The sequence below is a fragment of the Roseibium sp. M-1 genome (genome assembly GCF_054515675.1).
Genome location: NZ_CM137257.1, coordinates 2710037 through 2731115 on the forward strand (window position 1 = coordinate 2710037; position 21079 = coordinate 2731115).

19 protein-coding genes are annotated in these 21079 nt (G+C 61.8%); 4 read left to right on the forward strand and 15 right to left on the reverse strand.

Features of this window, described 5'->3' with window-relative positions; all coding sequences use genetic code 11:
- Positions 1-211 precede the first annotated feature (211 nt).
- From ACX3M4_RS12210 to kynB, 10 genes are all read right to left on the reverse strand, one after another.
- Positions 212-676 (reverse strand): Rrf2 family transcriptional regulator, encoded by a 465-nt coding sequence (locus ACX3M4_RS12210; RefSeq protein ID WP_459358852.1) that lies wholly within the window; start codon positions 674-676, stop codon positions 212-214.
- 101 nt (positions 677-777) lie between these two features.
- Complete coding sequence (locus ACX3M4_RS12215; protein WP_459358853.1) at positions 778-2391, reverse strand: glycoside hydrolase family 43 protein; 1614 nt, start codon at positions 2389-2391, stop codon at positions 778-780.
- 55 nt (positions 2392-2446) lie between these two features.
- Positions 2447-3514, reverse strand: coding sequence for a LacI family DNA-binding transcriptional regulator (locus tag ACX3M4_RS12220; RefSeq protein ID WP_459358854.1), 1068 nt, complete (start codon positions 3512-3514; stop codon positions 2447-2449).
- 292 nt (positions 3515-3806) lie between these two features.
- A complete protein-coding gene (locus ACX3M4_RS12225; RefSeq protein WP_459358855.1) occupies positions 3807-4985 on the reverse strand; it encodes a BaiN/RdsA family NAD(P)/FAD-dependent oxidoreductase in 1179 nt (392 codons plus the stop codon).
- A gap of 321 nt (positions 4986-5306) precedes the next feature.
- Complete coding sequence (locus ACX3M4_RS12230) at positions 5307-6512, reverse strand: ABC transporter substrate-binding protein (RefSeq protein ID WP_459358856.1); 1206 nt, start codon at positions 6510-6512, stop codon at positions 5307-5309.
- A 93-nt stretch (positions 6513-6605) separates the two neighbouring features.
- Positions 6606-7592: a branched-chain amino acid ABC transporter permease gene (locus ACX3M4_RS12235; protein ID WP_459358857.1), complete on the reverse strand. Its 987-nt coding sequence runs from the start codon at positions 7590-7592 to the stop codon at positions 6606-6608.
- Between the two features lie 13 nt (positions 7593-7605).
- The gene (locus ACX3M4_RS12240) at positions 7606-8478 is read right to left on the reverse strand and encodes a branched-chain amino acid ABC transporter permease (RefSeq protein WP_459358858.1); all 873 of its coding nucleotides are present in this window, start codon (positions 8476-8478) and stop codon (positions 7606-7608) included.
- A gap of 5 nt (positions 8479-8483) precedes the next feature.
- A complete protein-coding gene (locus tag ACX3M4_RS12245) occupies positions 8484-9191 on the reverse strand; it encodes an ABC transporter ATP-binding protein (RefSeq protein WP_459358859.1) in 708 nt (235 codons plus the stop codon).
- Entirely contained in the window at positions 9188-9958 is a 771-nt protein-coding gene (locus ACX3M4_RS12250) for an ABC transporter ATP-binding protein (protein WP_459358860.1), read from the reverse strand. The genes ACX3M4_RS12245 and ACX3M4_RS12250 overlap by 4 nt, the downstream gene beginning before the upstream one ends.
- A gap of 70 nt (positions 9959-10028) precedes the next feature.
- Positions 10029-10655, reverse strand: coding sequence for an arylformamidase (kynB, locus tag ACX3M4_RS12255; protein ID WP_459358861.1), 627 nt, complete (start codon positions 10653-10655; stop codon positions 10029-10031).
- A 461-nt stretch (positions 10656-11116) separates the two neighbouring features.
- On the opposite strand from kynB, the gene ACX3M4_RS12260 reads away from it, so the two are divergent.
- On the forward strand, positions 11117-13117 hold the full coding sequence (locus ACX3M4_RS12260) for a putative bifunctional diguanylate cyclase/phosphodiesterase (RefSeq protein WP_459358862.1): 2001 nt from the start codon (positions 11117-11119) through the stop codon (positions 13115-13117).
- Between the two features lie 20 nt (positions 13118-13137).
- On the opposite strand, the gene kynU is transcribed toward ACX3M4_RS12260, so the two are convergent.
- Positions 13138-14358 (reverse strand): kynureninase, encoded by a 1221-nt coding sequence (gene kynU / locus ACX3M4_RS12265; protein ID WP_459358863.1) that lies wholly within the window; start codon positions 14356-14358, stop codon positions 13138-13140.
- Between the two features lie 250 nt (positions 14359-14608).
- Between kynU and ACX3M4_RS12270 the strand changes: the two genes are divergently transcribed.
- Positions 14609-16003 carry an L-serine ammonia-lyase gene (locus ACX3M4_RS12270; RefSeq protein WP_459358864.1) on the forward strand — a complete coding sequence of 465 codons (1395 nt, stop codon included), beginning with the start codon at positions 14609-14611 and terminating at the stop codon, positions 16001-16003.
- 77 nt (positions 16004-16080) lie between these two features.
- A complete protein-coding gene (locus ACX3M4_RS12275; RefSeq protein ID WP_459358865.1) occupies positions 16081-16485 on the forward strand; it encodes an MAPEG family protein in 405 nt (134 codons plus the stop codon).
- Here the strand turns inward: ACX3M4_RS12275 and ACX3M4_RS12280 are convergent, their stop codons facing one another.
- Positions 16486-17103: a GntR family transcriptional regulator gene (locus tag ACX3M4_RS12280; protein WP_459358866.1), complete on the reverse strand. Its 618-nt coding sequence runs from the start codon at positions 17101-17103 to the stop codon at positions 16486-16488. It abuts the gene before it with no gap.
- A gap of 47 nt (positions 17104-17150) precedes the next feature.
- The gene (locus tag ACX3M4_RS12285; protein WP_459358867.1) at positions 17151-17372 is read right to left on the reverse strand and encodes a hypothetical protein; all 222 of its coding nucleotides are present in this window, start codon (positions 17370-17372) and stop codon (positions 17151-17153) included.
- Between ACX3M4_RS12285 and ACX3M4_RS12290 the strand changes: the two genes are divergently transcribed.
- Entirely contained in the window at positions 17371-18297 is a 927-nt protein-coding gene (locus ACX3M4_RS12290; RefSeq protein ID WP_459358868.1) for a substrate-binding domain-containing protein, read from the forward strand. The genes ACX3M4_RS12285 and ACX3M4_RS12290 overlap by 2 nt on opposite strands.
- A 12-nt stretch (positions 18298-18309) precedes the next feature.
- Here the strand turns inward: ACX3M4_RS12290 and ACX3M4_RS12295 are convergent, their stop codons facing one another.
- Positions 18310-19395, reverse strand: a complete 1086-nt coding sequence (locus ACX3M4_RS12295) for an anhydro-N-acetylmuramic acid kinase (RefSeq protein WP_459358869.1) — start codon at positions 19393-19395, stop codon at positions 18310-18312.
- Positions 19392-20744 carry an aspartate aminotransferase family protein gene (locus tag ACX3M4_RS12300; RefSeq protein WP_459358870.1) on the reverse strand — a complete coding sequence of 451 codons (1353 nt, stop codon included), beginning with the start codon at positions 20742-20744 and terminating at the stop codon, positions 19392-19394. Before ACX3M4_RS12300 ends, ACX3M4_RS12295 begins: the two co-directional genes overlap by 4 nt.
- Positions 20745-21079 lie beyond the last annotated feature (335 nt).

Consider the following 21079-nt stretch of genomic DNA (forward strand, 5'->3'; position numbering starts at 1 on the left):
AATGCCTGATCGAAACGGAACTGGAAATCGCGTCCTCTGGTTTCAAAGTAGTCAGGACCTCCGGGCGACCGGAGGTGACAAATGCCAGGCCAGCCAACCGCCCTCTCCTCTCCCTCAGCGGCCAGCCAGCCCGGCCTTTTCTCCGCAAGAACCGAATACAAAAAAGGCGCCGACCGGATGGTGGCGCCTTCGAAACTTCTTCCTGAAAAACTCAAGCGTTTGCAGCGATCCGCGTATGGGCGGTTTCGATCTTCAAGAGATCGCGCATGCCGAAACGGTCCTCGGAAAGATCGGCGATCGACTTTCCGTCCAGCACTTCCATGAAGGCTTCCAGCGCCTCATGCAGCAGGCCGTTGAAGCCGCAGGACATGATCAGCGGGCAATCCTTGCGGCCACTGTCGAAGCATTCGGCCAGAAGGAAGCTTTCTTCCGCGGCCCGCACCACTTCGCCAACCGAGATCTGCTCGGCGGGACGGGCAAGCATGACGCCGCCATTGCGGCCACGAATGGTCTTGATCAGATTTGCATCGACCAGGACTTTCATGATCTTGAAAAGATGGGTCTCGGACATGTCGAAGCTGGCGGCGATATCCGCTACCTTGCTTGGCTTGTCCGGATTGACGGCGCAGTACATCAGCGCGCGCACGGCATAGTTTGTCTGTTGGGTCAAACGCATGGCCTAGATATGCGGTGCGCGCCCGGAAAGGTCAATGCAAAAAATTGAATGTACGGGACCACTTTTAACGATTGTGCCCCGATTTCCGCCGAATTCTCCCCTTAGCCCAGTGCCTGATAGCTGAAGAAGTCGAAATCCGCGGGCTTTGCCTGGCCCGACGTGTCCATGGCATGCATGCCGACAAAGGCGCCGGTGAAATTGCCGTGAGCGCCACGTCCCGCCGCCTCGTCCGAGAGGATCGTCGCGTCGAAGGCCGGGCCGATCCGCTGCCAGTCGAGACCGTCTGACTGGAACCAGAACCTGAGTGCCATGCCCTCGACCGTCACCTTCAGCCCGACGGGACCTGTCCCGGGAAGCTTCACCGGTTTGTCCAATGGTGCCCGCAGTGCACCTTCCGGTGCATCGCCCGGGCAGCACAGCAGGGTGAGAACCCGGCCGAGATGTTCGTCCATGGTCACCGCCAGATAGAAGAACTGGAAGCGGCCGTAATAGGCGATGAGCCCTGCCGTCTGCTGGATGTTGTCCGGCTGGAAGTCGACCAGCGTCTCGGCCTCATAGTCGTAATCTGTCTGCCGGCGGGCAACGAGAGCCTGTTCGAAATAGCTGCCGAGCGACTCCCGGCCGAAGAGCCGCAGGTGACCCGGCCGTGCGCTCAGCGAAAACAGCCGCTCCGGATAGGGCGTGCGCAGCCACTGGAAGACGGCAGGCATTTCCGCGTTATCAAAGTCATGCCGGGCAGGCACCGCTTCGAAGGGATGCGGCGGCAAGGCGGGGCCTTCGACTTCAAGCTGCGGTGCAAGACCTCCCGCGGCAAGCCGCAGCCAGCCGTCCTCCCCCCAGACGCATTTCTGGATCGCCGTCTCCCGGCCCATCTGGCAGCGGTTCTGACCCAAGCGCGGCCGGCCCATCAGGTGCACCATGTAGGTTTCGCCCGATTGCGTCTCGACGATATCGCCATGACCGGCGCGCTGGATCGGGTTGTCCGGATCGAAACGGGAAGTGACCAGATGAGTGTCCGGATGAAGCTCGTATGGTCCCCCGATGCGCCGGGCGCGGGCCAGGGTCACGGCATGGTCGTAGCCCGTGCCCCCTTCCGCCGTCAGCAGGTAGTACCAGCCGTCGCGCTTATAAAGATGCGGTCCTTCGACCAGCCCCAAGGGTGTTCCCCTGAAGATGTTGCGGATCGGCCCGACGAGTTTTCCCGCCTCCGGATCGAATTCCTGCAGCGCGATCCCGGTAAAGGAATTTGTGCCCACACGGTGATCCCAGATCATGTTGAGATGCCACTTGCGGCCGTCGTCATCGTGAAACAGCGACGGGTCGAAGCCGGAGGAATTGGTGTAGACCGGATCGGACCACGGACCTTCGATCGATGGCGCCGTGACGATGTAGTTATGCGCGTCCTTGAAGGCCCCGTCCTTGCGCTTCACATCCGTATAGACCAACCAGAACTTGCCGTCGGCATGGGTGAGGCATGGGGCCCAGATGCCGCAGGAATCCGGATTGCCGCGCATGTCGAGCTGTTCCGGCCGGGTCAGCGGACGGGTGACCAGCCGCCAGTTCTTCAGATCCTTCGAATGATGGATCTGCACGCCGGGATACCACTCGAAGGTGGAGGTCGCGATGTAATAGTCGTCGCCGACACGGCAGATGGACGGATCCGGATTGAACCCCGGCAGGATCGGATTGACGATTTTCTGAGGTGCGTTACTCATTTACGGCCTCCAAATGGTTTCCCCCCGGAAACGGCTTGGTTTTGTCGTTGTGTGATCAGGTATTCGGGTCGGTCGAAGCGATCGGTTCGGAAATCTCGGGCAGATTGTCCTTCAGGAACACGTCGATGCCAATGCGTTCCTGCCCCTCGATGATCGGTGCACCGTCGCAGAGCGCCTTCAGGACCCGGATCGCGCTGCGGATTTCGTGGCCTGGATCCTGGGCGATGACCGCGTCAAGCACGCCGTCCCGCAAGGCATCATAGGTATAGGGCGTCAGTTCGTGACCGATGAAGGTGACACCGTCGGCCCCTCCGCTTTCGGTCAGCGCCGCAATCGTGCCGCGGTTGCCCGCGCCCATATTGTAGAGCCCGGCAAGGTCAGGGTGCTCGGCAAGCAGTTTCCTGACCAGATCCGCGTTGCGGGCATTGTCGTCCCGGCCTTCGCGCACCTTCAGCAGTTCCAGGTGCGGGAAGTCGCTTTCCAGCACCTCCCGGCAGCCATCATAACGCTCGGCGTGATCGCGCAGCCCCAAGGACCCGGCAATGAAGGCGATCTTCGCCGGCGCCCTGGGCAGGAACCGGCCGAGAAGGCGGCCGGCCGTGCGGCCCGCTGCCATGTTGTCGATGCCGACGAAATGCTGGCGCGTGGACGACGGATGATCGGAGACGAGTGTCACCACCGGAACGCCCCGGTCCTGCAACCGGTCGATAGCAGCCTGTACCTCCGGAAAGGCCGGGGCGACAACCGCGACCCCATCGCATTGCGACCGGTCGAGCAGCGCCAGCGTGCCCGCCACCCGGTGGCCGTCAAAGGCATCGATCGGCTCCACATGCACATGCATTCGGTCGCCGCTCATGGTCTCGGCATGCGACAGTGCTTCCCTCGTGAGGTCTTCCATGAAGGCGTTGGGGCCGTTCGGCAGCAGGAAATGCAGCCGGTAGAGCCTCTTCTTGGCAAGGCCCGCGGCAAAGACGTCGGGTTTATAGTTCAGCGTCTCGACGGCCTGTTTGACCTTCTCGATCGTCACCTTGCGCACGCCAGGGCGCCCGTTCAGCACGCGGTCGACCGTCGCAAGGCTGACCCCTGCCGTGTCGGCCACATCGTGTATCGTAACGCGCTTCATTCCGCCCCCCGGCAATCTGCCATGAGCCGTTTTCCGTCATCCGGTTCGATTTCCCCTCATCCTGAGGAGGACCGTCAGGTCCGTCTCGAAGGATGGGACGCTTGTTCCGGAGTTTTCCGCCCATCCTTCGAGACAGCGCTTGCGCGCTTCCTCAGGATGAGGGGGAACAAGTTGACAGCATCGGAACCGATTGAAGGTTAGCCCAGTCCAGCCACTATACCCATGAATGAGGAGCGATCATCAAAAAATGCTGCGCTGCGCAAGCTCTTCTACGAATTGATGAATGGAGCCGTCAGACCACCTGCCCGGCGGCGTGCCCGGACGACCACGCCCACTGGAAATTGAAGCCGCCGAGATGGCCCGTGACGTCAACCGCCTCGCCGATGAAATAGAGCCCCGGCACCGAAGCGCTTTCCATCGTCTTGGAGGAAAGTTCCTTTGTGTCGACGCCGCCGAGCGTCACTTCCGCCGTGCGATAACCTTCCGTGCCGACCGGCGTCAGCTGCCAGCGATTGAGCTGGTCCGCCGCCCGTCGCAGCACCTTGTCGGACTGGTCGGCAAGACGCCCCTTCAGGGAAAAGGCCTGCGCCAGTTCCTCCGCCAGCCGGTTGGGCAGAAGCAGGCCAAGCGCCGTCTTCAGGTCCTGTTTCGGGCTCTCCTGACGTGCCCGCCGGAGGGTTTCGAAGACGTCGCTGGAAGGTGAAAGGTTCACCGAGATCGGCTGTCCCTCCTGCCAATAGGAGGAAATCTGCAGGATCGACGGACCGGAGAGGCCGCGATGGGTGAAGAGCAGGCCCTCGCGGAAGGAGGTCTTCTGGAACGAGACCACCGCATCCACCGACACACCGGCAAGCTTGCTGCAAAGATCCCTGTTGGCATCCGAGAATGTCAGCGGCACAAGCGCGGCCCGCGGCGCAATCACGCTCAGGCCGAACTGTTTCGCCAGCTCATAGCCAAAGCCCGTTGCGCCCATTTTCGGGATCGAAGGACCACCGGTTGCGACCACCAGCGACCTTGCCCGGAGAGGCCCCTTGGAGGTCGCAACGGAAAAACGGTCGTCCGGCTTCCCGACCGCCTTGATCTCCGTCTCCAGCTGCAGCTTGCCGCCGGCAGCTTCCAGTTCGGTGAGCAGCATGCGGATGATGTCCCTAGCGCTGTCGTCGCAGAAGAGCTGTCCGAGGGTTTTCTCGTGCCAGGAAATGCGATGCTTTTCGACCAGCTTCAGGAAGTCGTGCTGGGTGTAGCGCTTGAGCGCCGAGACGCAGAACCGAGGGTTCTGCGAGAGAAAATTAGCCGGCGAACAATGGATGTTGGTGAAGTTGCAGCGCCCGCCCCCGGAGATCCGGATCTTCTCCGCCGGGCTTTTGGCATGGTCCACCACGAGCACTGATCGCCCGTGCTTTGCCGCCTCAATCGCACACATCAGCCCGGCAGCCCCGCCGCCAAGAACCAGAACATCCAGATCACGCATGGCGGGCTGTATAGCGGGATTTCTCTGAGGGGGTAAGAGCGACGTGAAAGTGTTTTTTCCTCGCCATCATTCCGGACATGTGCAGCCAGAGCTGCACGCTGATCCGGAATCCAGCACGTCAGCGTGAGCATGAGCGAACACTTCTTGAATAAGGGGAACAAGGCCGCGCTGGCGCGCGAAATACGTCTGGATCCCGGATCTGCGCGCAGCGGGGCTGCGCTTGTCCAGGATGACGGTGGAGGTGTTTGCGGCGCTTCAAAACAAAACCGGCGGCCCTTGCGAGCCGCCGGTCTCTTTTAGAAGCTCTTCGAAGCGAAAAACTTACTGCATCTGGGTCAGGACTTCGAAGCCTTCGGAGCCGACTTCCCAGAGGGCGTAGGTGCCCGGAACGTCGCCCTTGGCGTCGAAATTGTGGTCGCCAGCCGCGCCCTTGTAGTCGATGGCCGTGCCGGCTGCGATCAGCTCCTTGGCCTTCTTCCACTCGCCCGGCAGGATCGGTTCGCCTTCGCCGTTGGAAACTTCCATCATGGCGGCAGCGACGTCTTCCTTCTTGCCGCCGGCCTTCTCGATGGCAAGCGCCAGCAGGAAGGCTGCGTCATAGGAGGTGGTCACGAAGATCGCATCCGGGTCTCCGCCGATGGCCTTGAAGGCTTCGTTGAAGACTTCGAGCGACTGCGACTGTTCGCCGACCGGGGAGGACGCGACGAAACCGCTGAGATTTTCGACGCCGAGTTCGTTGATCACCGCTTCGGACTTCATGCCGTCACCGCCGACGAACTTCTCGAAGAAGCCGTTTTCCAGCGCCTGGCGCAGGATGGTGAGGCCGGTGCCGTCGCCATAGTCGAAGATGACCAGGGTGTCGGCATCGCCCTTGGCGAGTTCGGCAAGGTTCGAGCGGTAGGAGGCCTTGCCTTCCTCATGCGCTGCGAACTGGGTGATCTCGCCGCTGAGTTCATCGACGAACTCCGCCTTGAAGGCATTGGCAAGGCCGGTGCCGTAGTCGTTGTTGAGATAGGCAACGGCGACCTTCTCGTAGCCCTGTTCCTTCAGGGTGCGTGCAAGCGCGCGGCCCTGATAGTCGTCGGACGGCACGGTGCGGAAAACGGTGCCCTTGTCTTCGAGGTTGGAGATTTCCGGCGAGGTGCCGGACGGCGTGATCAGGGTAATACCGGCCGGAATGGTGACGGAACCGGCGGCAGCCAGAACGGCACCCGAGCAATGCGGACCGACGATGCCGACGACGCCTTCGATGTTGACGGCCTTGGTGGCGGCGTCCGTGCCGTTCTGCGGGTTGCAGGCGCTGTCGCCGACGACGCCGACCAGATTTTCACCGGCACCGATGCCGCCCTGTTCGTTGACCTGCTCAATGGCCATCTGGGCCGAGTCGATCATGGCAGGGGCCATGGCCGCGATCGGGCCGGAGATGCCGCCGAGCAGACCGATTTTCACGTCGGCCATCGCCGGAGCGGTTGCGAGCGCTGTTGCGGTCATCAGACCGGCAGCAAGCGTAAGAAGCCTGGTTTTCATGATAGTACCTCCTCAAAAATCCGGTCTTCGCCGGAACTCTTGTGTTTTCGGGGCAAATTCGCCGGAACCGGCAGTCTGCCCCGGGGAACGGACCTAAATGTGATCCGCACCCGATTTCTTCGCCCGCCGGTCGCCGCGGAGCGGTTCCGGCAGCAGGCCCTCGGGCCGGAACCGCAGCACCAGCTGCAGCATCAGGCCGATCAGGAACAGGCGGATATATTTCGCCTGGATGGCGTATTCGGGCGGCAGGCGGTCGGTGGCGATTTCCGACATGGACCAGATGATCCACACGACAGCCGCGCCCAGGATGGCGCCGCGGTTGTTGCCGGAGCCGCCGAGGATCAGCATGATCCAGACGAGGAAAGTCGCCACCATCGGATCGATGGCTTCCGGCGTGATCGAGCGGTTGAAATGGGCAAACAGCGCCCCGCCCAGCCCCATCAGAGCCGCGCCGAAGATGAAGGCCTGCAGGCGGCGGAATTCGACATCCTTGCCCATGGCCTTGGCGGCGCCCTCATTGTCGCGGATCGCGCGCATCATGCGGCCCCAGGGCGCGTTGAACTGGCGCTCCACGAGGATATAGGCGGCCACCAAAACCACCAGCACGATGGCAAGATAGGCCGCCTGCGAGGCGAGATAGGCCATGTCCTGAGCCAGCCCCGGAAACTCCGTGCCAGGACGCGGAATGCCGGCGATGCCGCGCGCGCCGTTGGTCAGCGCCGGTTCCGACTTGATCACCAGGCGGATGATCTCGGCAATGCCGATTGAAGCAATCGCCAGATAGTCGGAGCGGAAACGCAGACAGATCTTGCCGATGGGCCAGGCGACGAGCGCCGCGGCCACCATGGCGCCGATCCAGCCGATGACGAAGTGCAGGTCGAAGCCGCCAAGACGGCCTTCGTCGAATTCCGTCGTCAGAACGGCCGACGTATAGGCGCCGACGGCGAAGAAGCCGGCAATGCCGGCATTGAAGAGACCGGCAAAACCCCACTGGATGTTGAGACCCAGTGCCAGCAGCGCATAGATGCCGATGAAGATCGCCATGAAGAGGGCGTAGTTGAGAAGACCGAGATATTCCACGTTCCCGCCTCCCTTATAGAACCTTGCCCTTGAGCAGCCCGGTCGGGCGCACAAGCAGCATGAAGAGCAGGATGGCGAAGGCCATCGCGGCCTTGTACTCGCTCGGGATCACCAGCACCGACAGCTCCTCGGCGATGCCGACGACGAGCCCGCCCAGCACGGCCCCCTCGATGCGTCCCACACCACCCAGAATGGCGGCAGCGAACATCGGCAGCAGCATCTGCCAGCCCATCAGGGCCTTCAGCTCGGTGTTGAGGCCGAGGAAGAAGCCGGAGGCGGCGCACAGTCCGCCCGCGATCACCCAGGTCAGCATCACCACCTTCTTGTTGTCGATGCCCGACAGCAGCGCCAGGTTCGGGTTGTCCGACATGGCACGCATGGCCTTGCCCCATTTGGAGCGGGTCAGGAACAGATGCAGGCCGCCGACCAGCAGGATCATTGCGAGCAGGGTATAGAGCTCCCGGTCGCGGACGCGCAGGCCGAAATAGTCATGCGGACGGACGATGCCGCGGCTGTAGGTTTCCGTATCGACGCCCCAGACGACCTGCACGACGGCACGGATCATCAGGGCGATGCCGAGCGAAGCCATCACGGTGACGATCTTCGGCCGCTCGCGCAGATGCTCGTAGAAGACCTTGTCCACACCGACGGCAACGGCAGCCGTCGCCAGGATCGCGATCGGCAGGGCGACGTAGGGAGAGATACCGAGGCCGGTGACGCAGGCAAGCGCGATGAAGGCGCCGAGGGTTGCAAGATCACCATGGGCGAGATGCGCATAGCGCAGGATGGCGAAGATCAGCGTGATGCCGACAGCACCCAGCGCATAGATCGACCCGAGCACGACGCCCGGAATGACGTAGAAATTGATGAGTTCCATGAATTCCATGCCGCTCAGCCCCCCAGGAACATTTCGGCGACTTCGCGGTCGGCAAGAAGATCGGCACCGGTGCCTTCGTGGCGGTTCTTGCCGGCGGCAAGCACGTAGCCCCGGTCGGCAAAGGCGAGCGCCTGCTTGGCGTGCTGCTCCACCAGCAGGATGGCAACACCGGTGTCGCGCACGTCGCGGCATATCCGGAAGATCTGTTCCATGTATTTGGGAGACAGGCCCGCGGTCGGCTCATCCAGAAGCAGCAGTTTGGGGTCCAGCATCAGCGCCCGGCCCATCGCCACCATCTGGCGCTGGCCGCCGGAAAGCGATCCGGCAAGCGTCTTGCGGCGTTCCTTCAGATCCGGGAACAGGTCATAGACCCGGTCATAGGCGGCGGAAAGATCTCCCTTTTTCAGGAAGCCGCCCATTTCCAGATTCTCGTGGATCGACATTTCCCGGAAGATGTTGTCGACCTGCGGCACGTAGCAGATGCCGCGCTGGACGATGCGATTGGGAGCCCAGCCGGTGATGTCGTCGCCGTCGAACAGCAACTTGCCGCCGCGGATGGTAAGCAGACCGAAGACGGATTTCATGGCGGTGGATTTGCCCGCACCATTGGGGCCGACAATGACGACGATCTCGTCCTGCTCCACCCGCATCGAGACATCCTGCAGGATATCGGCCTCACCGTAACCGCCGGTGATGCCCTCCATGGAAAGAAGCGCTGTCATGCGGCGTCTCCCGTGGTCTCGCCGAGATAGGCTTCCAGGACTTCGGGGTTGGAGCGCACTGTCTGAAAATCACCCTCGATCAGCACCTTGCCCTCGGCCATGCAGACGACCGGGTCGCACAGTTTCTCGATCATTTCCATGTCGTGTTCGATCAGGATGAAGGTGTAGCCGCGTTCCTTGTTGAGGATCTCGATCTTTGTCTCGAGCTTGCGCAGCAGCGTGCGGTTGACGCCGGCTGCCGGTTCGTCCAGCAGCACCAGCTTCGCATCGGTCATCATGGTGCGGCCGAGTTCCAGAAGCTTCTTCTGGCCACCGGAGAGGTTGCCGGCGGGCTCATGCGCAACATGGGTCAGTTCAAGGAAAGCCAGCGTCTCATAGGCTTTCTTTTCCACCTCAGCCTCGGCTGCCTTTACCCGGCCCCATGCAAACCAGTTGGAAAAGAGGCTTTCGCCCGGCTGCGACGGCGGCACCATCATCAGGTTTTCCAGCGCCGTCAGCTTGTGAAATTCGTGCGGGATCTGAAACGTGCGGACCAGTCCCTTGTGGAACAGCTCGTGGCTTTCCAGACTGGTGACATCCTCACCCAGAAACCGGATCGTGCCGCTGGTCGGCTGCAACGCGCCTGCGATCAGGTTGAAAAGCGTTGTCTTCCCGGCCCCGTTCGGGCCGATCAATCCGGTGATGCTGCCTTCCCCGACGCGGAACGAGCAGCCATTCACCGCCCTGAATCCGCTGAAATCCATGACGAGCCGATCAAGCTCCAGCATTCATGCTCCTCGCCGCTCCCAACGGTCGTTCTTCTTTTTCTTTTGCCGCCTGTCCGTTGACCGGACTTCTTCAGAGCGGGCGCAAAATGGCCCGCACCGGCGCGGCGTCCAGCCCTTCTAGCTTCATTGGCAGCGCAATCAACTCATAATCACCGGGTTCCACCGCAGAAAGAGCAAGATTTTCCAAAATCCGCATGTCGCGGGAACGGGCGATCCCGTGGCTCGGCAGATTTTCCGAACCGTCCGGATCGACAGACGGGACATCCACCCCGATCAGCCTCACGCCGGCATCGGCAAGCAGCGTCATCGAGTCGGGCGCCAGGGCGCGGTAGCCGTCCGGCCAGACCAGGGGATCGCGCTCCTCGCCGAGCCGGACCAGGACACGCGGCGGACAGCCCTCCAGAAAAGGTGCCAGGTCCTCCGGCTGGCAGAGCGCTCCTGCCCCGCGTGCATCGATCAGCCTTGCCGGACCGACGAAGTCATGCAGGTCGAGCTGGTCGATGCCAAGGCCGTCCGGGTCGTAGTGAAGCGGCGCGTCCGCGTGAGCGCCGCAATGGCTGGACATGGAAAACTGGCCGACATTCACCGGGCAATCGTCGGAGATCTCCACCGTCCAGGACGCCTCGTAAGGTGCATCGCCCGAATAGACCGCGATTCCCGGCCGCACCGGCGGTGTGATGTCGATAAGGTCAGTCATTCGTCAAGATCCCGAGTTCGGTCCGGCTGGCACGGCTGCCGGGAGAGAACCATGGCAAAGTCAAAGTTGCAAAGTTTTCCGGACTGTACCCGGCACTCTTCCAGAACCGGAGCGGTTGCGATGACTACGCAACAAACCCTTCAATTCTCTGTAAATTTTATCGAGGGCAAATATTCATTCTTTGGAATTTAGACGTATCAGCAGGTCTCGTTAAGATTGCCAGCGGATTTCTTGATTTTGAATTGAATGGTATATTCTCGATCATTAAACTTTCGCAGCGATACTGAATACAACATCGGTATCCGGACAGTTGTCTCTGCCAATTGCCCGGATATGCCCCTGACTTCCACCTTCGTCTCTTGTGGAGATTGAACCTGTCCCGTTTGCCCGATCTATCCCAGACGACGCGCGAAAAAGACGGGTCACTCGGCTCTCTGCCTATGGATATTCCGGACGGCAGAGTGGATCGGGATCTGATCTTTTCCGTTTACGACCGTCTCGACACGGGCATCTGGATATTCGACTTCGATCAGAAGCACATCATCTGGGCAAACCGCAAGGCACTGGAAATTACCGGCTCGGAGACGCTGGAAGAGCTGCGCGCCCGCGACATGGGGGCGGACATGTCCCATTCCGTCGAGCAGCGGCTGCGCCAGTACCAGCAGGATTTCAGCAAGCACGACGTCAGCTTTTCGGAGATCTGGACGCTCTATCCCAAGGGCAAGGCAGAGGTGCTGCAGGTTGTCATGAGCGGCATTCGCCTGAAGGACGGGCGCATGGCCCTTCTGTGCGAAGGCCGGCCGCATCACGAACAGCAGCCGGAAACGCTGCGCAGCGCCGAAGCGTTGATGCACACCACGGTGATGATCTCGCTGTTTTCCGAAAACGGCGCCCCGCTTTACCGCAACACCGCGTCGAGGGCGGCCTGCATCGGTATCGAAACGGAATTCGAGCTCCAATTCGTCGATCCCGGCGAGGCGCAGCGGCTGCTCGAACGCGTCGAAAAGGAACGTTCCGCCGGGCAGGTGGCCAATGTCAGGACCAGCGCCGGCACGCGCTGGCACGAGGTGACGATCCGGGCCTGCCACGATGCCGTGACGGGCCAGCCGGCCTATCTTGTCAGTGAAATCGATGTCACCGAACTGCACGAGACCAAGGAGCGGGCGCAGTACCTTGCCAGTCACGACACGTTGACGGGCCTGTCCAACCGCACCTATCTCAAGGAACGGCTGGCGCAGGTGCTGCGTACGGCGGAAGACACGAGCCAGACGGCAACGCTCTATCTGGTCGATCTCGACGATTTCAAGATGGTCAACGACTCGCTCGGCCATGCAGCCGGTGACAACCTGCTGCAACTCGTCGCCCGCAAACTGAAGGACCTTGCCGGACCGGACGACATCGTCGCGCGGCTCGGCGGCGACGAATTCCTGATCTGCCACCTGGAAAAACCCGGCCTCAACAGTCCGGACTGGTTCGGCCAGTCGCTGCTGCTCGCCTTCTCGACACCGCAGATCCTTGAAAACAAGCCGCGCCGCGTCGGGCTCAGCATAGGCTATGCCCACTACCCGGAGGACGGCGCCAGCATCGACCAGCTCATGCGGCACGCCGATCTGGCCCTTTACCAGGCCAAGACGGAACCCAAGAACAAATGCGTGCGCTTCCGCGAAAGGATGCGGCTCTTGCGCGACGAACACCTGACCATCAAGAAGGACCTGGAACGGGCCATTCGCGACGGCCAGTTCCTGCTTCACTACCAGCCGATCGCCTGCACGCGCACGGACCGGGTCGTTGCCGCCGAAGCCCTTATCCGCTGGCAGCACCCTTCAAAAGGCCTGATCAATCCGGATGAGTTCATCCCGATTGCCGAGGAAACCGGTCTCATCAACGAGATCGGCGCCTGGGTCTGCCACAGTGTCGGCTCCATGCAGGCGGAGCTGGCACGCCGGAACCTCGCCGTGCCGCTGGCCATGAACGTGTCTCCGCGGCAATTGTCCGACCCGGTTTTCCTGTCGCGCATGCAGACGCTGCCGATGGAAACGGGCTGCGATCCGGGCCAGATCTCGCTGGAAATTACGGAGAACGTGCTTCTGGGCGACATTCCGCATGCCTATGACACACTGACTTCGCTGAAGAAGGCCGGCTACAGGATCGTCATCGACGATTTCGGCACGGGTTATTCGAACCTTGCCTACCTGCACAACTATCCGATCGACGGCATCAAGATCGACCGCATGTTCATGGCCGACATCGAAACCGGCGGCGCCATCGTCAAGCTGATCCTGTCGCTCGCTTCGGCCCTCGGTGCCAGCGTCGTCGCCGAAGGTGTGGAAACGATCGGTCAGCGCACCTGGCTGTCGGAAAACGGCTGCAACCGCTTTCAGGGCTTCCTCTATTCCAGACCGGTAGCGGAAGACCAATTCAGATCCATGCTGCAGACCCAGACGCGCATTTCCGCTCTTTGAAGGCGGGGTAACGCTGCCCGTCAGGTCACCTTCGCACGGGTCTTGAACTCCGGCGTGTTCCAGCTCCCGCTTTCCAGAATGTCGCGCAGGATATCGACCGCACCGATGACATCCTGGTGCGACAGATAAAGCGGCGTAAAGCCGAAGCGCATGACGTCGGGCGCGCGGAAATCGCCGATGACGCCGCGGGCAATCAGCGCCTGCATCACCGCATAGCCTTCGGCAAAGCGGAAGGAGACCTGGCTGCCGCGCGCCGCCGGGTCGCGCGGGCTGGCAAGCTCCAGGCCCGGGCACCTGGCCTCCACCTCGGCAATGAAGAGTTCGCTGAGCGAAATGGACTTGGCTCTGATATCGGCCATATCGACATCTTCAAAGACATCCAGCGCCGCATGGAGGCTGGAAAGCGCCAGGATCGCCGGTGTTCCGACCGTCATGCGGGCAATGCCCGTCACCGGGCGGTAATCGAGATCGAAGGCAAATGGCGCTTCGTGGCCCATCCAGCCGGTCAGCGGCGAGGTCACCTTCTCCTGATGCTCCGGCGCGACATAGAGGAAAGCCGGTGCCCCCGGACCGCCGTTCAGATACTTGTAGCCGCAGCCAACGGCGAAATCGGCTTTCGTTCCGGCAAGATCGACCGGGATGGCACCGGCGGAATGGGCAAGGTCCCAGATGGCGATTGCGCCTGCCGCATGGGCTGAACGCGTCAGATCCGCCATGTCGTGCACGCGGCCGGTGCGATAATCGACCTGGGTCAGCATCACCGCAGCGACGTCTTCGGTGATCGCGTCCTTGACCGCTTCGGGGTCAACGATCTTCAGCTCGTGGCCCTTGGCCAGCAGCTCCTTCAGACCCGCGGCAACATAAAGATCGGTCGGGAAGTTGCCGTTGTCGGACAGGATGACCTTTCGGCCCGGTCGCAAGGACAAGGCCGCCGACAGCACCTTGAAGACATTGACCGAGGTGCTGTCGCAGGCCACGACCGAGCCCTTCGGCGCGCCGACCAAGCGGGCGATGCGGTCGCCGGTGCGGGCCGGAAGGTCGATCCAGCTGTGCGTGTTCCAGGCGCGGATGAGGCTGGTGCCCCATTCCTTCGTCACCACCTCGCTGATGCGTGCGGGAACATGTTTCGGCAGCACACCGAGCGAATTTCCGTCGAGATAGATGACGCCCTCCGGGATCTGGAACGCGTCCTTCTTGGACGCCAGGACATCGGTCAGGTCTGCCGGGTGCTGCGAGGTCATGTGAGGCTCTTGTCTGGAATAGTTGCATTTGAAAGGAAGCCGCACGCTATCAAAGCGCCATTTCGCAAACAACTGTTTCCGTGAACCGTTTCACCCGCCCGGCAACGGCGAAAGAAAACGCCTGTTCCGGGGGCATGTCGCAAATAACACAAAAATGCCCGTTTGAATGGAGGAGCGCATGACGCTATCTGTTAGCCTGAAATCCAGGCGCCGGAGAACCGGCGCTCCGACGAAAGCGGTCTCCAAATAGATGTTCATCAGCGTCTTCGATATCTTCAAAATCGGCATCGGGCCTTCCAGTTCGCACACTGTCGGCCCCATGGTCGCCGTCCATCGTTACCTCGACAGGCTGCGCGGCCTGGCAGGTGCCGAAAGCCGGGCTGCGCGGATCACCGTCACCCTGCACGGCTCGCTCGCCTTCACCGGCAAGGGCCATGCGACCGACAAGGCCGTCTGCCTCGGCCTTCTGGGCGCCCGTCCCGACACGCTCGACCCGGACCAGGTCGAACCGATGCTGGAGGTCCTGGCGCAGGAACAGAAGCTGGTCATCGCCGGCCTGCCGGAGCTGCATTTCGATCCTGCGCGCGATGTCATCTTCGACTATGGCCCACCGCTGTCGCTGCATGCCAACGGCATGACCTTCCATCTACTGGATGCATCCGGCGCGATCATCGACACCTTCGTCTATTATTCGATCGGCGGCGGTTTCGTCGTCAGCGAATCCGAATTGCGGAAGACCTCCAACGAGCCGGTCAACGAGCTCGCCAAGCAGGATGTGCCCTTCCCCTTCGCGACGGCAAAACAGATGCTGGCGATGGGACGGGAGGCCGAACTTTCCATCGCCGAAATGAAGCTGCAGAACGAATGTTCCGACAAGCCGCTGGAAGAGGTCGAGGAAGGCATCGACCGGCTGTGGTCGGCAATGGATTCGTGCATCAACCGCGGCATCACGCAGAGCGGCATCCTGCCGGGCGGCCTCAAGGTGAAACGCCGCGCAGCCGACATTTACCAGAAGCTCATCCGCGAAGGCCGGACGAACCCGCCTTTCGAACATAACGTGGTCGACTGGCTCGGCGTCTATGCCATGGCAGTGAACGAGGAAAACGCCGCCGGCGGGCGTGTCGTGACAGCCCCCACCAATGGTGCGGCCGGCGTCATTCCGGCGGTCACCCGCTATTACCTCGACCATTGCCCCGGTGCCGATGCCAAGGGCGTGCGCACCTTCCTGCTGACGGCGGCGGCCATCGGCGGCATCATCAAGTCCAACGCCTCGATCTCCGGCGCCGAAGTCGGCTGTCAGGGCGAAGTCGGATCAGCATCCGCAATGGCGGCGGCGGGCCTTTGCGCGGCGCTCGGCGGCACCAACGAGCAGATCGAGAACGCGGCCGAAATCGCTCTGGAACACCATCTCGGCATGACCTGCGATCCCATTGCCGGCCTTGTCCAGGTCCCCTGCATCGAGCGCAATGCGCTTGGCGCGGTCAAGGCGGTGACGGCGGCCTCGCTGGCCCTGCGCGGCGACGGCTCGCATTTCGTGCCGCTGGACGGCTGCATCGAGACCATGCGCCAGACCGGCATGGACATGATGGAGCAGTACAAGGAGACCTCGAAAGGCGGCCTGGCGGTCAACATCGTCGAGTGCTGATCCGTGGAAATGGCGTTAACGTAAGCTGATCGATTCGGCGGCAGCTTTTGCCGTCGGCCCCACCTTGCGAGTGAGCCATGCCCGTATCCGTCACGCCCTTCATCGCCGGTCTCCTGGCTCTGCTTTATCTTCTTCTCAGCGCACGCGTCATCGCGGTGAGAAAGTCCGAGCGGATCGGCATCGGGGACAAGGGCAACCTCGCCCTGCTGCGGCGGATGCGGGTTCACAGCAACTTCGCAGAATATGTGCCGATTGCGCTGCTGCTCCTGCTCATGCTGGAAATGATGGGTGGCGCCCCCTGGCTGCTCTGGACGCTTGGCGCTGCACTCCTTGCCGGTCGCGTGCTGCATGCATATGGCGTCAGCCGGGATCCCGAACCACTCATATTCCGCATGACCGGCATGGTGCTGACCTTCGCCATGATCGCCATCGCGGCCCTCGCCGACCTGGTCCTGTCGGTGAACGGCAACCTGCTCACGTGATCAGATCTGCTGCAGCCGCGTCTTGTGGGCGTGGGCGATGTGGAGGCGGGCTGCGGTTTCGGCGGCAGCGCTGTCGCCCCCGGCAATCGCCTTGACGATGGCCGCATGTTCTTCCACCGCCGTCTCGCGCCGCTCGGGCGTATCCAGCGTGGTGCCCGCCATTAGGATCAGCGACAGGCGCAGATGGTCGATCTGGTCGACCAGGTAGCGGTTGTGCGAGGCCAGGCACAGACGCCGGTGGAATTCGCGGTTGGAACGGACCAGACTGTCCTTGTCGGCAATGCGCTGGCGGTCTGCGGTCACCAGGTCCTGCAGGATCTCGATTTCCGGTTTGGAGGCATGCTTTGCGGCAAGGCCTGCTGCGGTGCCTTCCAGCACCTCGCGCATGAAATAGACCTCGTTGATCTGGCCGTGATCCAGCGTCGGCACCACCATGCCGCGGTTGGGCTCGTGCACGGCGAGCCCTTGCGCCTCCAGCCGCTTCAGCCCCTCGCGGATCGGCGTTCGCGAGACGCCGAATTCCTCGGCCAGATCCGCCTCGCGCAGGCGGTCGCCGGGCTTCAGAACCCGTTCCTCGATAAGGCCGATCAGCCGGTGATAGATTTCAGATCCGTTCATGTCATCTGGTTATCGGCAAGCGCAGGTTCGCGCAAGTGACCGTAGCGTCACCGAACTGCCCCTTTTCGCCCCTCCATCTGAGGAAAAATTACACTGTCAGAAGGCCCATTTAACTTTCCGCCTTTAATAAAATTGTATTTTTCTTGACCGTTCCAACGAATAGACTTGGCCAAAACATCGAATGCGAATGTAATATCGAAAGGTCGCACCAACCCAAAACCAAACAACTGCAGGATCTTTTCTTCCAGACGAAACGAAAGCGCGAACATGTATCGCCTCGTTATTACAACCTGCATTTTTATCCTGTCCGCGTGCCTGCACGCGGGAGCGTCCTGCATCGGTGTCATTCCGGCCGGCGCGGAACATTTGTTCTGGCTTGAGGTGATCCGCGGTGCCAGGACCGCGGCTGCGGAGCACAAGTTTCAGACCTATGTCCGCTCTCCCAACACGGAACGCAACGAAGCCGGACAGATCCTCATCATCGAAAAGGCGCTGGACGAAGGCTGCAGGGGTATCCTGGTTGCTCCGAACACCACCGATGTCACGTCGAAAATCCCGCGGCTGGCGGAAACCGGAACGCCGGTCGTCTATTTCGACCGGGACATGGGCGGATCGCCGGCAAGCATCATCAAGACCGACAATTTCGAGGCCGGAGCCCTGGCAGGGCGGGAACTGGTCAAGCGCATGAACAACACCGGCCGGGTGGCGGTGCTGCGCATGCATATCGAGGTGACATCGACGACCGACCGGGAAGCCGGATTCCTGAGCGCCATTCAGGACAGTGGCCTGCGGGTGGTGCACGAACAATATATCGGGGCGACCGTCGAGGAAGCCCGCGAATACACCTCCATGATGGTTCATAGCGGGCTCGGGTTCGACGCCATCTTCACGCCGAATGAATCGACGACGCTCGGCACCTTGCTGACACTCAAGCAATTGAAGCTCGCAGGCAAGGTTCATCATGTCGGGTTCGACTTCACGCCCGTCCTTCTTGCGGCGCTCAGGAAAGGCGAAATCTCTGGCCTGATCCTCCAGCAACCCTACAAGATGGGGTATGTCGGAACGCAGATTCTGATCGAAGCGATGCAGGGAGAGAATGTCCCGAAATCGATCGCGATCCCCGCCTACTACGTCGATGCGGCCAACATCGACGATCCGGAGATCCAGGCGATCGTCGACGTCGATTACGAGTAGTTTCCAGCGAACTCAGGTGCCTGAAAGATACAGCCTGCCGCCAACAACCGGCTGGCCCGCCCCTGTCGTTTCCGGAAAGGTCGTCGGAAGCCCCGCCTTCAGCCGCGCCCCCAGAAAGGCCATTGCCTGGGCTTCCAGCGCATCGCCGTCGATCCGGTAGTTATCGGCGGAGACGACGTCGCCTTCAAGCAGACCTTGCAGGGCCTGCATCAGCACCGGATTGTGCCTTCCACCACCGCAGACAAGCCAGAGCCCGGGTGTCCTTGGCAAAAGCTTTTCCGACAGGGCAATTGCCCTTGCGGTGAAGGCAAGCAGCGTCGCCGCGCCGTCCTCGAGCGGGAGCCCTTCGGCAAAAGCACCGGAAAAGCTGTAGCGGTCGAGGGATTTGGGGCCGGGCTCGCTCAGGAAGGGATGCGACAACGCGGCTTCAAGCCGGGCCTCGTCCACTTGCCCCCTGGCAGAAATTGCCCCGCCTGCATCATAGTCCCCGGCACCGTGCCGTCGGACCCAGTCGTCCAGAAAGGCATTGCCCGGTCCGATGTCGAAAGCAAGCAGGCTGTCGCCGTCGATATAGGTGAGGTTGGAGACCCCGCCGATATTGAGGAAACAGAGTGGCTCACGGTCTTCGCCGACCAAGGTCTTGGCAAGGGCACGGTGATAGACCGGCACCAGCGGCGCTCCCTGCCCGCCGGCTGCCATGTCCGCCAGCCTGACATCTCCGATCACCGGCAGGCCGAGCACATCGGCAAGCATCTGCGGATTGCCAAGTTGCACGGTCTCGCCCGCCTTCGGGTCATGCCAGACCGTCTGCCCGTGGAAGACAACCGCATCGGGGGAAAGTCCGTGTTCGTCTAGGAACACTCCGATGGCCGCTGCATGGTCCTCGGTGACCGCCGCCGCAATCTCCGGCCAGGCCTGCCGCGCGGAGCCCTTCAGCGCGGCTGTTTCCAGCACACGCCGCTTCGTTTCCGGCCTGTAGGCCGATGTCTCGGCCGGGCCGAACCGCGCAATCGTCTGGCCATCCGTTGTTATCTCCGCCAGGTCGATGCCGTCGGCGGAGGTGCCGGAGATGGTGCCGAGGATGGACCAGGCTGTCACAGGCTCTCCTGAACCGCCTTGAGGCCGGCTTCGGCAATGTCGAACAGTTCGTTGATCTGCGCCTCGGTGATGATCAGCGGCGGGCAGAAGGCCATGGCGTCGAGCATGGCCCGCGAGATCAGCCCCTTTTCCTGGAAGACCGCATTGGCCTTTCCGCCAAGCGCGCCCGGTGTTGCCGCAAGCGCTTCATGGCGAAGTTCCGCCGCCCCGATGAGACCGATGCCGCGGGTCTCGATCACCAGCGGGTTTTCGGCAAGGCCCGCAAGGCGCTTCTGGAAGGCCGGGGCGATTTCCCGGACATGGCCGACAAGGTCACGCTCCTCGATGATCTTGAGGTTTTCCAGCGCCACGGCCGCCGCCACCGGATGACCGCTGCCGGTATAACCGTGGCCAAGCACGCCGATCTTGTGGCTTTCGTCGGCAATCGGCTGGTAGACCTTGTCGTTGATGAGAAGCGCTGAGATCGGCTGGTAGGACGAGGACAGCGCCTTCGAAAGCGTCATCATGTCCGGCTGCAGATTGTAGGTCTCGGTGCCGAACATGTTGCCGGTGCGGCCGAAGCCGCAGATGACTTCGTCGGCGACAAACAGGATGTCGTATTTCTTCAGGATCGGCTGCACCGCCTCCCAATAGCCGGCAGGAGGAACGACGACGCCGCCGGCGCCCATGACCGGTTCGGCGAAGAAGGCGGCAATGGTTTCCGGACCTTCGGCGAGGATCAGGTCTTCCAGGTCCTGCGCGCAGCGTTTGGCAAAGTCCGCCTCGCTTTCGCCGTCCTTCTTCATGGTGCGGTAGTGCGGGCTGGTGGTGTGCAGGATCTGCGGCAATGGCAGGTCGAAGGAGCGGTGGTTGTTCGGCAGGCCCGTGAGGCTGGCGGAGGCGACGGTGACGCCGTGGTAGCCGCGCATGCGGGAGATGATCTTCTTGCGCTGCGGCTGGCCGAGCGCGTTGGAGCGGTACCAGATCAGCTTGACGGCCGTGTCGTTGGCCTCGGAGCCGGAGTTGGTGAAATAGACCTTCGACATCGGCACCGGGGCCATCTCGATCAGCTTCTCGGCAAGCTCGATCGACGGTCCGTGGGTCTTGTAGGTGAAGGTGTGGTAGTAGGGCAGCTTTTCCATCTGCCGGGTCGCGGCTTCAACAAGCCGCTTTTCGCCGAAGCCGACGGCAACACTCCACAGGCCCGCCATGCCCTCGATATAACGCTTGCCATTGATATCCTCGACATAGATGCCCTCGCCCTTGTCGATCACCAGGGCGCCGGTCTCTTCCTGGCGCCTTGCATCGGCATAGGAATGAAGCTGAAAGGCGATGTCGCGGGCTTCGAGGGAATTGGGCAGCTGTGCCATTGAGGCCTCTTATGGGAAAGTTGGTGTGTATCGGCCGGACGACTCAACATCTCCGGCAGGGTGCCACACGCTAATGCGGCGAACGAATGCAGGCAATCTGGGCTGCGTCAGATTTCGGAAAAACGGACCAATCATCCGGATCTGCTAAAAGGCCTGTTTCAGCGAGTGCCGCGCGTCACAGGCGGTTTCCCGGCCTGCATCCTATCTTAGTCTTGTTCGTAACAAGGACACCTACCGGCCGGATACTCGGCCCCCCAATCGCATTCGGCCGGTGGTCTGGATGGGTGGAAGCGTTCGCTTCCGCCCGTTCTGGCTTTGCGTCACGAAAAGCTTGG